The 14,241-nt window shown below is 63.1% G+C and carries 10 protein-coding genes; 5 read left to right on the top strand and 5 right to left on the bottom strand.

The genetic code is table 11. The annotated features are described in order from the left end of the window. The first annotated feature begins 158 nt into the window (after positions 1-158). Positions 159-1,751: a peptide chain release factor 3 gene (locus tag MESCI2_RS0130030; protein ID WP_027039697.1), complete on the top strand. Its 1,593-nt coding sequence runs from the start codon at positions 159-161 to the stop codon at positions 1,749-1,751. A gap of 172 nt (positions 1,752-1,923) precedes the next feature. Here the strand turns inward: MESCI2_RS0130030 and MESCI2_RS0130025 are convergent, their stop codons facing one another. Beyond that, positions 1,924-2,394 carry a VOC family protein gene (locus tag MESCI2_RS0130025; protein ID WP_027039696.1) on the bottom strand — a complete coding sequence of 157 codons (471 nt, stop codon included), beginning with the start codon at positions 2,392-2,394 and terminating at the stop codon, positions 1,924-1,926. Positions 2,395-2,647: 253 nt separating this feature from the next. Between MESCI2_RS0130025 and ilvD the strand changes: the two genes are divergently transcribed. Next, complete coding sequence (ilvD, locus tag MESCI2_RS0130020; RefSeq protein WP_027039695.1) at positions 2,648-4,492, top strand: dihydroxy-acid dehydratase; 1,845 nt, start codon at positions 2,648-2,650, stop codon at positions 4,490-4,492. Positions 4,493-4,653: 161 nt separating this feature from the next. On the opposite strand, the gene MESCI2_RS0130015 is transcribed toward ilvD, so the two are convergent. Beyond that, positions 4,654-6,408 carry an ABC transporter ATP-binding protein gene (locus MESCI2_RS0130015; protein WP_027039694.1) on the bottom strand — a complete coding sequence of 585 codons (1,755 nt, stop codon included), beginning with the start codon at positions 6,406-6,408 and terminating at the stop codon, positions 4,654-4,656. A gap of 169 nt (positions 6,409-6,577) precedes the next feature. Between MESCI2_RS0130015 and MESCI2_RS0130010 the strand changes: the two genes are divergently transcribed. Both MESCI2_RS0130010 and MESCI2_RS0130005 read left to right on the top strand, forming a co-directional pair. Then, entirely contained in the window at positions 6,578-7,858 is a 1,281-nt protein-coding gene (locus MESCI2_RS0130010; protein ID WP_027039693.1) for an amidohydrolase family protein, read from the top strand. A 106-nt stretch (positions 7,859-7,964) separates the two neighbouring features. Next, positions 7,965-8,888 (top strand): DMT family transporter, encoded by a 924-nt coding sequence (locus MESCI2_RS0130005; RefSeq protein WP_027039692.1) that lies wholly within the window; start codon positions 7,965-7,967, stop codon positions 8,886-8,888. Positions 8,889-8,895: 7 nt separating this feature from the next. On the opposite strand, the gene MESCI2_RS0130000 is transcribed toward MESCI2_RS0130005, so the two are convergent. After that, positions 8,896-9,798 carry a phosphotransferase family protein gene (locus MESCI2_RS0130000; RefSeq protein WP_027039691.1) on the bottom strand — a complete coding sequence of 301 codons (903 nt, stop codon included), beginning with the start codon at positions 9,796-9,798 and terminating at the stop codon, positions 8,896-8,898. A 101-nt stretch (positions 9,799-9,899) separates the two neighbouring features. Between MESCI2_RS0130000 and MESCI2_RS0129995 the strand changes: the two genes are divergently transcribed. Continuing rightward, positions 9,900-10,532, top strand: coding sequence for a class I SAM-dependent DNA methyltransferase (locus MESCI2_RS0129995; RefSeq protein ID WP_027039690.1), 633 nt, complete (start codon positions 9,900-9,902; stop codon positions 10,530-10,532). A 1-nt stretch (position 10,533) separates the two neighbouring features. On the opposite strand, the gene MESCI2_RS0129990 is transcribed toward MESCI2_RS0129995, so the two are convergent. Both MESCI2_RS0129990 and MESCI2_RS0129985 read right to left on the bottom strand, forming a co-directional pair. Next, positions 10,534-12,987, bottom strand: a complete 2,454-nt coding sequence (locus MESCI2_RS0129990) for a GcvT family protein (protein WP_027039689.1) — start codon at positions 12,985-12,987, stop codon at positions 10,534-10,536. Continuing rightward, on the bottom strand, positions 12,984-13,871 hold the full coding sequence (locus tag MESCI2_RS0129985; RefSeq protein WP_027039688.1) for a phosphotransferase family protein: 888 nt from the start codon (positions 13,869-13,871) through the stop codon (positions 12,984-12,986). Before MESCI2_RS0129985 ends, MESCI2_RS0129990 begins: the two co-directional genes overlap by 4 nt. Between the last annotated feature and the right edge of the window lie 370 nt (positions 13,872-14,241).

Raw genomic sequence — 14,241 nt, 5'->3', positions numbered from 1 at the left:
ATATGCGGCAATGCACTGGCCAGAGCCACAGCACGACTGAACTGTACGCTCTGACGTGACGGTGCGGCGGCGATCGGCAGCGTCCGAGCCGCCGGAGCGGTCGACAGCCTGCCACTGCGCTGCTAGAAGCCCGGCCTGTCACACGGAAATCCCAGAGAATGCCCGAAGCAATAGAAGAAGAAGTGGCGCGCCGCCGCACCTTCGCGATCATCGCGCACCCGGACGCCGGCAAGACCACGCTCACCGAAAAGCTGCTGCTGTTCGGCGGCGCTATCCAGCTTGCCGGCGAGGTCAAAGCCAAGAAGGACAAGATCCAGACCCGCTCCGACTGGATGAAGATCGAGCGCGAGCGCGGCATTTCGGTCGTCACCTCGGTGATGACCTTCGAGTATGAAGACAATGTCTTCAACCTGCTCGACACGCCCGGCCACGAGGATTTCGCCGACGACACCTACCGCACGCTGTCGGCGGTCGACTCGGCGGTCATGGTCATCGATGCCGCCAAGGGCATCGAGCCGCGCACACTGAAGCTGTTCGAAGTCTGCCGGCTGCGCGACATTCCGATCATCACCTTCATCAACAAGATGGACCGCGAAAGCCGCGATCCGTTCGAGATTTTGGACGAGATCGAGCAGAAGCTGGCGCTGGATACTGCCCCCGTCACCTGGCCGATCGGCCGCGGCAAGAATTTTGCCGGCACCTATCATCTGGCGCTGAATGCCGTGCGCAGGGGCGACGCGGAGAAAGAACGCACGCCGGTCAACGGTCCCGATTCCAACCGCGTTGCTGGCCTTTTGCCAGAAAACGAACGCGAAGCCTTCATCGAGGAACTGGAGCTCGCGCGGGAAGCGTGCAGACCCCTTGATATAGAAGCCTTCCGCGAGGGCCATCTGACGCCGGTCTATTTCGGTTCGGCGCTGCGCAACTATGGCGTGCGCGACCTGATCGAGGCACTCGGCGCTTTTGGACCGCCGCCGCGCGCGCAGGAGGCCGACACCCGCAAGGTCGAGGCGACCGAGGAGAAGATGACGTCGTTCGTCTTCAAGATTCAGGCCAACATGGACCCCAACCATCGCGACCGCATCGCCTTCGTCCGCGTTTGCTCCGGCAAGCTCGAGCGCGGCATGAAGGCCAAGCTGGTGCGCACGGGAAAACCGATGTCGTTGTCGGCGCCGCAGTTCTTCTTTGCCCGCACCCGCGTCACCGCTGACGAGGCCTTTGCCGGTGATGTCGTCGGCATTCCCAACCACGGCACGCTGCGCATCGGCGATACACTGACCGAGGGCGAGGAAATCCTGTTCCGCGGCGTTCCGAATTTCGCGCCCGAAATCCTGCGTCGTGTGCGCCTCGGCGACGCGATGAAGGCGAAAAAACTTAAGGAAGCGCTGCATCAGATGGCAGAGGAGGGCGTCGTGCAGCTGTTTTCGCCCGAGGATGGCTCGCCGGCCATCGTCGGCGTCGTCGGCGCGTTGCAGCTCGATGTCCTGAAGGAACGGCTGAACTTCGAATACACGCTGCCGGTCGAATTCGAGATGTCGCGGTTTTCGGTCTGCCGCTGGATATCGGCCGACGACAAAGCCGAGACGCTTCGCTTCATCGAGGCGCATCGCGGCGATATCGCCCGCGATCTCGACAACGATCCGGTGTTCCTCGCCCAGCACGCTTTCTCGCTGAACTACGAAGCGGAACGCTGGAAAGCGATCACGTTTGCCACGATCAAGGACTATCAGGTCCGCGACAGAGCGGCTTGAGCGCTGACTTCCCCTTCTCCCCCTGTGGGAGAAGGTGTCGCCGAAGGCGACGGATGAGGGGTGCTCCAGGGAACGCTAACGCCTCACTCCGCTGGAACACCCCTCAACCGTCTTGGCGCTGCGCGCCAATCCACCTTCTCCCACAGGGGGAGAAGGCAAGATCGCGCAGTTCTCACCCCCTAGCCGCCTCTTCGATCTTGGCGATGTCGATCTTGCTCATCTGCATCATCGCCGACATCACGCGGCCGGCCTTGGCCCGGTCCGGATCCAGAAGCAGGCGCGGCAGCTGCTCCGGAACAACCTGCCAGGAGACGCCGAATTTATCCTTCAGCCAGCTGCATTGCGACGGTTGGCCGCCACCTTCGATGAGCTTGTCCCAGAAATAATCCACCTCTTCCTGCGTCTTGCAGTCGATCGACTGCGACATCGCCTCGGTGTGCTTGAACTGCGGTCCGCCGTTGAGCGCCTGGAATTGCACGCCGTCGAGTTCGAACGTGGTCACCAGCACCTTGCCTTCATCGGCGTGGCCCTCGGGCCAGCGCATCACGCTCAGCACCTTCGAATTCTTGAAGATGGAGACGTAGAAATTCATGGCCTCTTCGGCCTGGCCGTCGAACCACAGGCAGGTGGTGATCTTTTGCATGTCGTGCTCCTCGTGCTGTTTCGGTCGCTGTTGCTGTGAAACGGCTGACTCCGAACATGGTGCCATCTCCTTGCCGTCTGTCCAAGGACGGGCATGCAGCGCGCCATCCGACAGTGCCACGCATTTTTTCTGAGAGAATCTGGCGCATTGCAAAATTGTGGCCAGACCATACTTGCGCGTCTATAACGCCTGCGGTCCGAACTCAGCTCCGCCGCGCCATTCCTGGGCTGCGGGCAGCCACCAAGGAAAAAACATGCCTGCCTATCGCTCCCGCACCACCACCCATGGCCGCAACATGGCCGGCGCTCGCGGCCTCTGGCGCGCCACCGGCATGAAGGACAGCGATTTCGGCAAACCGATCATAGCGGTGGTCAACTCCTTCACCCAATTCGTGCCGGGCCATGTTCACCTGAAGGATCTCGGCCAACTGGTGGCGCGTGAGATCGAGAAGGCCGGCGGCGTTGCCAAGGAATTCAACACCATCGCCGTCGACGACGGCATCGCCATGGGCCATGACGGCATGCTCTATTCGCTGCCGTCGCGCGAGCTGATCGCCGATTCCGTCGAATACATGGTCAACGCCCACTGTGCCGATGCCATGGTCTGCATCTCCAATTGCGACAAGATCACGCCTGGCATGCTGATGGCCTCGTTGCGCCTCAACATCCCGACCGTCTTCGTCTCCGGCGGGCCGATGGAAGCCGGCAAGGTGGTGCTCGCCGGCAAGACGCAGGCGCTCGACCTGGTTGATGCCATGGTGGCGGCCGCCGACGACAGGGTCTCCGACGAGGACGTCAAGGTCATCGAGCGCTCGGCCTGCCCGACCTGCGGCTCCTGCTCGGGCATGTTCACCGCCAATTCGATGAATTGTTTGACCGAGGCGCTTGGCCTGTCGCTGCCGGGCAACGGTTCCACGCTGGCCACGCATGCCGACCGCAAGCGCTTGTTCGTCGAGGCCGGCCACCTGATCGTCGATCTCGCCCAGCGCTATTACGAGCAGGACGATGAGACGGCGCTGCCGCGCAACATCGCCTCCAAAGGTGCCTTCGAGAACGCTATGACGCTCGACATCGCCATGGGCGGCTCGACCAACACCGTGCTGCACATCCTGGCTGCCGCGCATGAGGGCGAGATCGATTTCGATCAGGACGACATCGACGCCCTGTCGCGCAAGGTGCCGGTGCTGTGCAAGGTTGCTCCGGCCAAGTCCGACGTCCACATGGAAGACGTCCACCGCGCCGGCGGCATCATGGCCATCCTCGGCCAGCTCGACAATGCCGGCCTGCTCAACCGCGACCTGCCGACGGTGCACACGCGAACGCTGGGCGAAGCGCTCGACCATTGGGATATTTCCCGCACGACCAGCCAGAGCGTGCGGGATTTCTTCCTCGCCGCCCCTGGCGGCGTGCCGACACAGGTCGCTTTCAGCCAGGACCGCCGCTGGGACGAACTCGATCTCGACCGCGAGAAAGGCGTCATCCGCTCGACCGAACATCCCTTTTCCAAAGATGGCGGCCTCGCCGTGCTGAAAGGCAATCTGGCTCTCGACGGCTGCATCGTGAAGACCGCCGGCGTCGATGAATCGATCCTGAAGTTCACCGGCCCGGCCCGCGTCTTCGAAAGCCAGGATTCCAGCGTCAAGGCGATCCTGTCAAACGAGATCAAGGCCGGCGATGTGGTCGTCATCCGCTATGAAGGGCCGCGCGGCGGCCCAGGCATGCAGGAAATGCTCTATCCGACCAGCTATCTGAAGTCGAAAGGCCTCGGCAAGGCCTGCGCTCTGGTCACCGATGGCCGCTTCTCCGGAGGCACCTCGGGCCTGTCGATCGGCCATGCGTCGCCGGAAGCCGCTGAAGGCGGGCTGATCGGGCTGGTGCAGGAGGGCGATACGATCGAGATCGACATCCCGAACCGCAGCATCCGCCTGGCTGTCGATGAGGCGGAACTCGCTGCGCGCCGGGCGGCCATGGAAGCCAAGGGCGCCCTGGCCTGGAAGCCCGAGGAAAAGCGCAAGCGCAAGGTGACGACCGCCTTGCGCGCCTATGCCGCGATGGCCACCAGCGCGGCCAAGGGCGCGGTGAGGTTTGTGCCGGAATAAGGTTCGCGCCCAGGCCCCCTCATCCGGCCGCTACGCGGCCTCTTCTCCCCGCTGGGGAGAAGAGGCTGGCGCCCGGCGCTGACGATCTCTTCTCCCCTCGGGGAGAAGGTGGCCGCGTAGCGGCTGGATGAGGGGGCCCGGCTCCAACATCCGGAACACCATCACGGCATCAACTGATACTCATAAAGCTTCTGGTAGAGCCCGCCCTGCTTGAGCAAGGTCTTGTGCGGGCCGCTTTCCACCACCTTGCCGGCTTCGAGCACCACGATCGTGTCTGCCTGGTGCACGGTCGACAGACGGTGCGCGATAACGATCGTCGTGCGGCCTTCCGTCAATTGCTGCAGCGCTTCGCGGAACAGCGCTTCCGATTCGGCATCGAGCGCGCTGGTCGCTTCGTCCAGCAGCAGGATCTCGGCATTGCGCAACATGGCGCGTGCGATCGAGATCCGTTGGCGCTGGCCGCCCGACAGCAGGCCGCCATTCTCGCCGACATCCGTCTCGTAGCCTTTCGCCTGCGCGCTGATGAAGTCATGGGCGTTGGCCGCCTTGGCGGCGGCGATCACCTCTTCGTCGGTCGCACCCTCGCGCCCAAGCCGGATGTTGTGCATGATGGTGCCGGCAAACAGGAACGTATCCTGGCTGACATAGGCGATCTTTTCCCGCAGCGATGCGAGCGTCGCATGGGAAATATCCTGACCATCGAACAGCACCTTGCCGCTCTTCGGGTCGTACATGCGCATGATCAGGTTTAGAATCGTCGACTTACCGCCGCCGGAAGGCCCGACCAGCGCCGTCATCTTGCCGGGCTCAAGCGTTAGATCGAAGCTGTCCAGCACCGGCGGCCCGTTCTGATAAGCGAAGTCGACGGCGTCGAATCGGATCTCGCCCGGTCCGGCCAGAAGCGGCTTCGCGTCCGGCTTCTCGACCAGAGTCAGCGGCTGGTCGGCGAGCTCGAACATCATGCGCACGCCGACAATGCCGCTTTCCAGCGATATGCGCACGCGCGCAAGGCGCTTTGCCGGCTCATAGGCAAACAGGAGCGCCCCGATGAAGGCCATGATGTTTCCCGGCATCTGGCCGCCCTGCAAGACCAGGAAGCCGCTGACGAAGATGGCCCCGGCAATTGCCAACCCGGCCAGCGTCTCCATCACCGGGCTTGTCGCAGCCTCCAGCGTCGCGATGTTGTTGGCCCGGTTCTCGACGTCCGACACGGCCTTGTACATGCGGTTGCGCATTGCGCCTTCGAGGTTGAAGGATTTGACGACGCGCACGCCGATTGCCGTTTCCTGCATAACCTGCACGATCTGGCCGACCGAGCGAAACTCCATCGCGGCGAACTTGCGAACACGTTTGAGGATGCGGTTGACCCCGTAGATAGCCAACGGGCCGACGACGAAGCAGATTATAGACAGGGCTGGCTGCTGCCAGACCATGACCCCTACCAGGACAACCAGCGACAACAGATCGCGCACATAGGACGTGACAACGAGGTCGAGCACGTTGCGCGCCGCCTGCGCATTGTTGGTCATGCGTGTGATCAGGTCGGACGACGAGGTCGAATGGTAGAATTCGATGCCTTGCGCCAGGATGCGGTCGTAGATCTTGCGCTGCCGGTCGGCGATGATGGCGTTGCCGACCCGGCTCATGAAATAGGCCTGGATGAAGTTGGCGAGACCCTTGAGAATGAAGATCGTGGCGACCCCTGCCGCAATCAGGTTGACGCGGTCAATCCGTTTGAAGACCACGAATTCGTCGGTGATCTCTTTGAGAATCCAGGCGCTGGCGCCGGTCGTGGCGGCCACCACAAGCATCGACAAGATCGCGGCGCCGTAGCCAAACCTGTGCTGGTAAAAGGATTCCCGGATCAACCTCGCAACGAGGCGCTGGTTTTCCGTCGAGCGGAAGAAACGAAACAAACGGCGGATCCTTGAAACCGGGACAACGAAGGCGGCTTATAGAGGGAGTTGCGGCCGGATGGAACCATCCACGGCCGCCGCGGACAAACCGCTGTTGCAAGTGGCATCGACGGGATGCGATTTTCAGCCTCGGCGATATCAGATGATTCTTTTGACGGGATGACGACAGATGGCTTTCGACCTTATCGTTCGCGGCGGCACGCTGCCTGATGGCAGGGTTGCCGACATCGGCATCAACGGTGAGACGATCGCGGCGATCGAGCCCACTCTGCAGGATTCTGCCCAGACCGAGGTTGACGCCAGCAGCAATCTGGTCTCGCCGCCTTTCGTCGATCCGCATTTCCACATGGACGCGACGCTCTCCCTGGGCATTCCGCGCATCAACGCGTCGGGCACGCTGCTCGAAGGCATTTCGCTGTGGGGCGAGTTGAAGCCGCTTTTGACGCATGAGGCGGTGCGTGATCGCGCATTGGCCTATTGCGACTGGGCGGTGTCGATGGGCCTGCTTGCCATCCGCACCCATGTCGATGTCTGCGATGACCGCCTGCTGGCGGTCGAGGCGCTGCTCGAGGTCAAGAAAATGGTCGCCCCCTATATCGACCTGCAATTGGTCGCCTTCCCGCAGGACGGGTTTTATCGCTCGCCGACGGCACGGGAGAACACCATCCGCGCCTTGGACATGGGCGTCGATATTGTCGGCGGCATCCCGCATTTCGAGCGCACCATGGCCGACGGCACGCGCTCGGTAACGGAGCTGTGCGAAATCGCGGCCAAACGCGGCCTGATGGTCGACCTGCATTGCGACGAGACCGATGATCCGCTGTCGCGCCATATCGAGCAGCTTGCCTATGAGGCGCAGCGCCTTGGTCTGCACGGCAAGGTCGCCGGTTCGCACCTCACCTCGATGCATTCGATGGACAGTTACTACGTCTCGAAGCTTTTGCCGCTGATCGCCGAGGCCGGCGTCTCGGTCATTCCCAATCCGCTGATCAACATCATGCTGCAGGGCCGCCACGACACCTTCCCGAAGCGCCGTGGCCTGACTCGGGTCAAGGAAATGCTGGCGCTCGGCATTCGCGTCGGCTGGGGCCAGGATTGCGTGCTCGATCCCTGGTATTCGCTGGGCACCGCCGACATGCTCGATGTCGCCTTCATGGGTCTGCACGTCGCTCAGATGTCGAGCCCGGCCGAGATGGCGCGCTGCTTCGACATGGTCACCAACGTCAATGCCGCGATCATGGGCCTCGATCATCTCGGCCTGGCGGTCGGCAAGCGCGCCAGCCTGGTCGTCCTCGATGCCGGCAATCCGGTCGAAGCCCTGCGGCTGCGCGCCGAGCGCCTGTGCGTCATCGCCAGGGGCAAGGTGGTGGCGGAGCGGACGAAGCAGGAAACCAGGCTGTCCGTCGACGGAAGGCCGGGAATGGTGAACCGGCGGCACATGTCCAGCTAGATACAGCCGATTCCCGGCGCTGGTCTTACCCATCGCCCGAATTCTCCTCGTCAAGGCAGCCGCTTCCGTCTACGACCCGGCTTACCAGGGAGGAATCGGGATCGGCATGACGCAGCCCGTGGCGCAGAATTCAACGATCAGGAATGTGCTTTTGGCCGGCATTCTGCTGATGCTGGCCGGCGACTTCCTGTTTGCGCTGAACGACGCCATGGGCAAGTGGCTGGTCGCCAGCTTTTCCGTCGGACAGGTGGTGCTGATCCGCTCTATTGGCGCCTTTTTCGTGCTCGGCCCGATGATCGCCAATCAAGGCACGGCCAAGCTGTTTCGCATGGAACGCCTGGAACTGCAGCTGCTGCGGGTGGTGATGACGACACTCGACACCGCGCTCTTCTACGCCGCCGTGATCCATCTGCCGCTTGCCGATGTGATGAGCTTCTACATGGCCGGGCCGATCTATGTCGCGGCACTCTCGCACCTCTTGCTTGGCGAAAAGGTCGGCTGGCGCCGCTGGATGGCGATCCTGCTCGGCTTCTGCGGCGTGCTGATCATGCTGAAACCGTCCTCGGCGGCGTTCTCGCTGTCATCGGGTTTTGCGCTGGTAGGCAGTATCTCCTTCGCCTTCGCCATCATCCTCAACCGCCGGCTGCGCGGCACCAGCGACACCAATCTGGTGACATGGCAGACCATCGGCACGCTGCTGGTCGGCGGCGTCCTGACCATCGGCGCCTGGCAGACGCCGTCGGCGCTCGATCTCGGCGCCATGCTGCTGCTTGGCATCGTCTCCTGCGGCGCCCATCTGATGATCACCAGGGCGCTCAAGCTGGCGCCGGCCTCGACGCTGGCGCCGCTGCACTACACGCTGCTGCTGTGGGCGGTGGTGTTCGGGCTGGTGTTCTTCGGCGACGTTCCCGGCCCGCGCATCCTGATCGGCTCGGGTATTGTCGTCCTCGCCGGCCTGTTCATCTTCCACCGCCAGAAAGTGGTCGAGACCACGGTGCCGCCGGAGAATGTGCCGAAGGGCGTGAATTAGTCCAGGCTCAGCCCTGACGTACAGCCGCCAGATGCCGCGAAAACTCCGGCGTCTCCATGAGCGCCTTGCAGCGAGCGAAACGGCCATCGGCATAAGCGCGAAAATCATCGACTGGGTTGTTGTTGGCGAGCTGGATCAGTCCCCATAGTGTCCACAGCAGATCGCACATTGCCTTGTAGATGACGATGCGGCCGCGCTCCGCCGGCCTGGCCTCGCCGCCGAAATAGGCGCGCATCATCTCTTCGTCCTGCGCCGTGTCGAATCTGCCTTCCACGCTGAGGTCGCCAAGGTCCCAGAGCGGATCGTTCATGCCCGAATATTCCCAGTCGACGATCCACATCCTGTCGCCCGTATCGAGAAAGTTCTCGCACAGCGGGTCGCAGTGGCAGGCGACGATCGGCAGCGGATGGGCGGCCAGCGCCGAGCGCACGCTCTCGGCGTCGTGCACCACGTCATGATAACCGGCGGGCAGGGCGACCTCCTTGGTGGACAGCACCTTGAGGTAATCGTCGATCATCGCGAACAATTCGAAGCGGAAGGGAAACACCGCGCCTGAATTGTGCAGCTTGCGAAAGGCCTCGCCGGCGCGGGCTGGACTGCCCGGCCGTGTCTGGAATTTCTCCGGCGACATGGTTTCGGCGCCGGCGATGTAGCGTGTCACCATCACCCCGGTGGCGGCATCGACATGCAGCACCTCGGGACTGACCCCTGCTTTTGCCGCTTCGCGCGCGGCCACCGCTTCGTTGGCCCGGTTGATGTATTCCTCGGTGCCTTTGCCGGGAATGCGCAGGCAGAAGTCGCCGGCCTTGAAGACGAGGTTGGTGAGGCCACCCAGCCGCTCCAGCGGCTCGCTGTAGCCGGCCAGGATGGGAATGTCGTCCAGCGCCGCACGTGCCTCGTCTGTCACCATGCCTGCGCCCCCACGCTGTTATTTGTCGCAGCGACGGTTCCACAATTTTCGCGCTTTGGCTATCATCACTGCGAGATCAAAAATTGGCGGACTGGATAAAAGTGGCGGACAGCAAACATCAGGGCGCGCTCGGCGCGGCCTACGCGGCAAAGCGGCCCGAAGAGGTGGCCGCACTCTATGACCGCTGGTCGGAAACCTATGACGCCGACATGTCGGCCGCCGGCTATCGCCATCCGACGATCTGCCTTGCGTTGCTGGCCCGCCATCTGCCGCGCGGTTCAGCACCGCTGCTCGATGCCGGGGCCGGCACCGGGCTCATCGGTGAATGGCTTGATATTGCTGGTTACCCGCAAGTCGAGGCACTCGATATTTCACAAGGCATGCTGGATCAGGCGGCCCGCAAGGGCGTCTATTCCGCGCTCCATTGCCTGGCGCTGGGCGGTCATTTGCCCTTTGCCGACGATGCCTATGCCGGGATCATCTCGGCCGGCGTCTTCACATCGGGTCATGTCGGCACTGAGGGGCTGGACGAACTGATCCGCATCTGCCGGTCGGGCGGAGTGATCGTGCTGACGGTCAAGAACACGCTGTGGGATCAGGGTTTTGCCGCGCGCATCGCTGAGCTCGAGGCGCAAGGCCTCGTCACCCGCGTCGAGGAAACGCGCCCTTACGTCTCCATGCCTGGCGAAGCCGACACTGTGCCAAGCCGCGGTCTCGCACTGCGCGTGACCTGACCTACGTTTTGACCCTGGCGCCTGCCGGGTCGTACATCGGCTCGAGATGGATCTTGGCCGGTGTCCTCTCCATCGCAACCACCAATTCATAGTCGCCCGAGGCGAGAAAATCGTCGCTCACCCCGTCGGCGTTGCGCACATAGCCGTAGCCGATGGTCTTGCCCAGCGTGTAGCCGTAACCGCCGCTGCTGAGATAGCCGACCGGTTCGCCATTGCGCAGGATGGTTTCGCGGCCGAGCAGCACGATCTCGGGGTCGTCGACCGTGAAGCCGGCAAGGCGTTTCTTCAGTGCCGCGCCGCTGGTCTTCTCGAGCGCGCGCCGTCCAACGAAATCGGTGTTCTTGCGCAGCTTGACCGCCCAGCCGAGCCCGGCTTCCTGCGGCGTGTCGTTGGGCGTGATGTCGGAGCCCCAGGCGCGATAGCCCTTTTCCAGCCGCAGCGATTCCAGTGCCCGGTAGCCGATCGGGCGGATGCCGTGCTTCTCGCCTGCCGCCATCAGCGCGTCGAAGACTTCGCCGGTGGCCGCGATCGGTACATGCAGTTCCCAACCAAGCTCGCCGACATAGGTGACGCGCAGCGCCCGAATTGTGTGGCCGGCGATGGCAAGCTCGCGCACATGGCCGAACGGGAATGCGGCGTTCGACACGTCGGCTTCGGTCGCCGCCGAGAGCACGTCGCGCGCTCGAGGACCCATCAGCGACAGCGTGCCGAAATCCTCGGTGACGTCGATCAGCGTGGCATCGAGCCCTTCGCCGATATGGTCGCCGATCCACGAGGAATCATGCGTGCGGAAGCCTGTGCCGGTGACGATGTAGAACTTCTCTTCGGCCAGCCGCGCCACCGTCAGATCGGCCTCGATGCCGCCGCGTGTGTTGAGAAGCTGGGTGTAGGTCAGCCGGCCGACCGGCTTGCTGACGTCGTTGGCGCAGATCCAGTCCAGCGCCTTCAGCGCATCGGGCCCGCTCAGCTCGTATTTGGCGAAAGACGATTGATCGAAAATGCCGACTTTTTCGCGCACATGCCGGTGTTCGTCGCCGACCGCCGCGAACCAGTTCTGCCGGCCCATCGAATAGATGTCCTGCGGCTCGACGCCTTCGGGCGCGAACCAGTTCGGCCGCTCCCAGCCGAGCTTCGAGCCGAACACGGCGCGCTGCTGTTTCAGCCGCTCGTAGAGCGGCGAGACGATGCGCGGCCGCCCGCTGGCATATTCCTCATGCGGGAAGCCAATCGTATAGTGTTTGCCATAGGCCTCCAGCGTGCGGTCGCAGACCCACTGACGGTCGCGGTGCAAATTGGAAAAACGCCTGATGTCGACCACCCACAGGTCGAGCGGTGCTTCGCCATCGACCACCCACTGCGCCAGCACCCAGCCGGCGCCGCCGCCCGAGGCGATGCCGAAGGCGTTGAAGCCGGCGCCGACAAACATGTTGGCGCATTCAGGCGCTGTGCCGAGAATGAAATTGCCGTCCGGCGTAAAACTCTCCGGCCCGTTGATCATCTGCTTGACGCCGACGGTTTCCAGCGCCGGCACGCGCGCGATCGCTTGGCTCATGTGCTGCTCGAAATGGTCGTAGTCGTCGTCGAACAGCCTGAATTCCCAATCATTGGGAACGTCGTCGCCGGGGAGACCAGTCGCCCAGGCCTGCGGGTTAGGCTCATAGCCGCCCATCACCAGCCCGCCGACTTCCTCCTTGAAATAGGTGCGTCGGTCCGGGTCGCGGATGGTCGGCGCGTCGGTCGCCAGACCGTCGATCTTCTCGGTGATGATGTACTGGTGCTTCACCGGCTGCAGCGGCACGTTGATGCCGGCCATGGCGCCGACCTGCCGCGCCCACTGGCCGGCGCAGTTGACCACCTTGTCGCAAGCAATGTCGCCCTTGTTGGTTTTCACCGCCGTGATGCGGCCGTCCTTCATCTCGAAGCCGATGACGCGGACATCCTCGAACAGTTTGGCGCCATGCATGCGCGCGCCCTTGGCCAGCGACTGCGTGATGTCGGAGGGGCTCGCCTGGCCATCGGTCGGCAGCCAGGAGGCGCCGACGAGATCGCCGGTCTCCAGCAGCGGCCACATTCTTTTCACCTCGTCCGGCGACAGCAATTGCATGTCCATGCCGAAGCTTTTTGCTGTCGTCGCCAGCCTTTTGTACTCGGTCCAGCGGTCGGCATTGGTGGCGAGCCTGAGGCACCCGGTCATCTTCCAGCCGGTGGCAAGGCCGGTCTCGGCCTCCAGTCCCTTGTAGAGGTCGACGGAGTATTTCAGCACGCGGGTGATAGACGCCGACGAGCGCAATTGCCCGACAAGGCCGGCGGCATGCCAGGTCGAACCCGAGGTCAGCTTACCCTGCTCGAGCAGCACCACGTCGGCCTTGTGGTCGCGCGCCAGATGATAGGCCGTCGAACAGCCGATGATGCCGCCGCCGATGACGACGATGGCGGCCTGGCTCGGCAATGTCATGATTTCTGTATCCCGTATTTTGTCCGGTAGTTTTCCAGTGCCGCGTCGAGCCGGGCGAGGTTTTCCTCGGTGTAGGCGACGTAGTCGATGCCCGGCGCGTCGAGATAGAGCTCGGAGACCATGCTCCACATCGCCTCGCGCAGCAGCGAGGCGCATTGCATGGCCGCGTGCGAACGGCGGATCGCCTCGTCCGGTTCCTTCATGAAATAGGCGGTCAGGAAGGCGAAGGATTCCTCGTCGCTCATGCCGGCGTTGGAGGCGGCGCCTGCGAGATCGAACATCGCCGTGTTGAAGCCGGCATATTCGAAGTCGATCAGCCACAGCCTGTTGCCATCGTCGAGAATGTTGGCCGGCAACAGGTCATTGTGGCCAAAGACGATAGGCAGCAGTTTCTGCGCGCGCTCCAGTTCGTCGGCCAGTGTCAAAAGGCGCGGCAGGTCGCTGCGCTTGCGGCTGCCGCCCTCTTCAAGCGTGCGCGCATAGTCGCGGATGACATGGAACACCCAGAACATGAAGCCGGCGCCCGAGACGTGATTGGGCATCTCCCGGTGGAAGCCGCGCATCAGGGCCGCGACGCGGCCGAGATTGGCGCGTACGTCCTCGGCGAGATAGGTCTTGGCGTCGAGAAACTCCGTCACCAGGATGCCCGGTTCGGCATGGCGGACGGCTGGCGCGAAACCGGCGGCATGCGCCGCCCGCGCCGTCATCACCTCGCGCTCGCGAAAGACATGGTGGAACGGATAGTCCTTGCCGAAGCGCACGACATGTCGTCCGGCCGCGTCCGTAACCACATAATTCGCGTTGCTCAGGCCGCCGGGCAGCGGTGCGATCTCGATGCCGCCGGTCCAGCAGGGCAGGGCGCGGATGCGGTCTTCGGCGGTCACGGAACATCCCTTGTTTGCTGGATTTCGACAAGGCGCCGTGAACAGCGCAACGACGGCGGGGAGAAACGTAAATAATCTCGTCGGTGCGGGACGCCAGGATCGGTATCCCGCACCGCACCGACGAGCCCCTTGGCCAGGTTTTTGAGCCCGGCATCCGCCCCCGCGGATCTGAAATTCCTTGTACAGGCACGTTCCAAACGGCCTGACCACTGAGTTGCGGCTCTGCCCCCAGTCGCAGATCTGAAGCCTGTTGATGTCTTTGATTTCACGCCGGGGTTGCCCGCTTGTCAACAAAAAGGTGTGACTTTTTTTGGGTATTTTGCCCGAAAGGATAAGGTAGTTCCTTTAAAAGCACTTGGATTACCTTAAA

The organism is Mesorhizobium ciceri WSM4083 (assembly GCF_000519305.1).
GTDB lineage: Bacteria > Pseudomonadota > Alphaproteobacteria > Rhizobiales > Rhizobiaceae > Mesorhizobium > Mesorhizobium ciceri_B.
The sequence above is the reverse complement of the archived record's forward strand: the minus strand, read 5'-3'. Positions and strand labels throughout refer to the sequence as shown.

What these genes read in the sequence shown, in the direction of transcription:
- MESCI2_RS0129990 (WP_027039689.1), bottom strand. Translation starts at nt 12,987, where the DNA reads ATGACATTGCCGAGCCAGGCCGCCATCGTCGTCATCGGCGGCGGCATC.
- ilvD (WP_027039695.1), top strand. Translation starts at nt 2,648, where the DNA reads ATGCCTGCCTATCGCTCCCGCACCACCACCCATGGCCGCAACATGGCC.
- MESCI2_RS0130025 (WP_027039696.1), bottom strand. Translation starts at nt 2,394, where the DNA reads ATGCAAAAGATCACCACCTGCCTGTGGTTCGACGGCCAGGCCGAAGAG.
- MESCI2_RS0130010 (WP_027039693.1), top strand. Translation starts at nt 6,578, where the DNA reads ATGGCTTTCGACCTTATCGTTCGCGGCGGCACGCTGCCTGATGGCAGG.
- MESCI2_RS0130005 (WP_027039692.1), top strand. Translation starts at nt 7,965, where the DNA reads ATGACGCAGCCCGTGGCGCAGAATTCAACGATCAGGAATGTGCTTTTG.
- MESCI2_RS0130000 (WP_027039691.1), bottom strand. Translation starts at nt 9,798, where the DNA reads ATGGTGACAGACGAGGCACGTGCGGCGCTGGACGACATTCCCATCCTG.
- MESCI2_RS0130030 (WP_027039697.1), top strand. Translation starts at nt 159, where the DNA reads ATGCCCGAAGCAATAGAAGAAGAAGTGGCGCGCCGCCGCACCTTCGCG.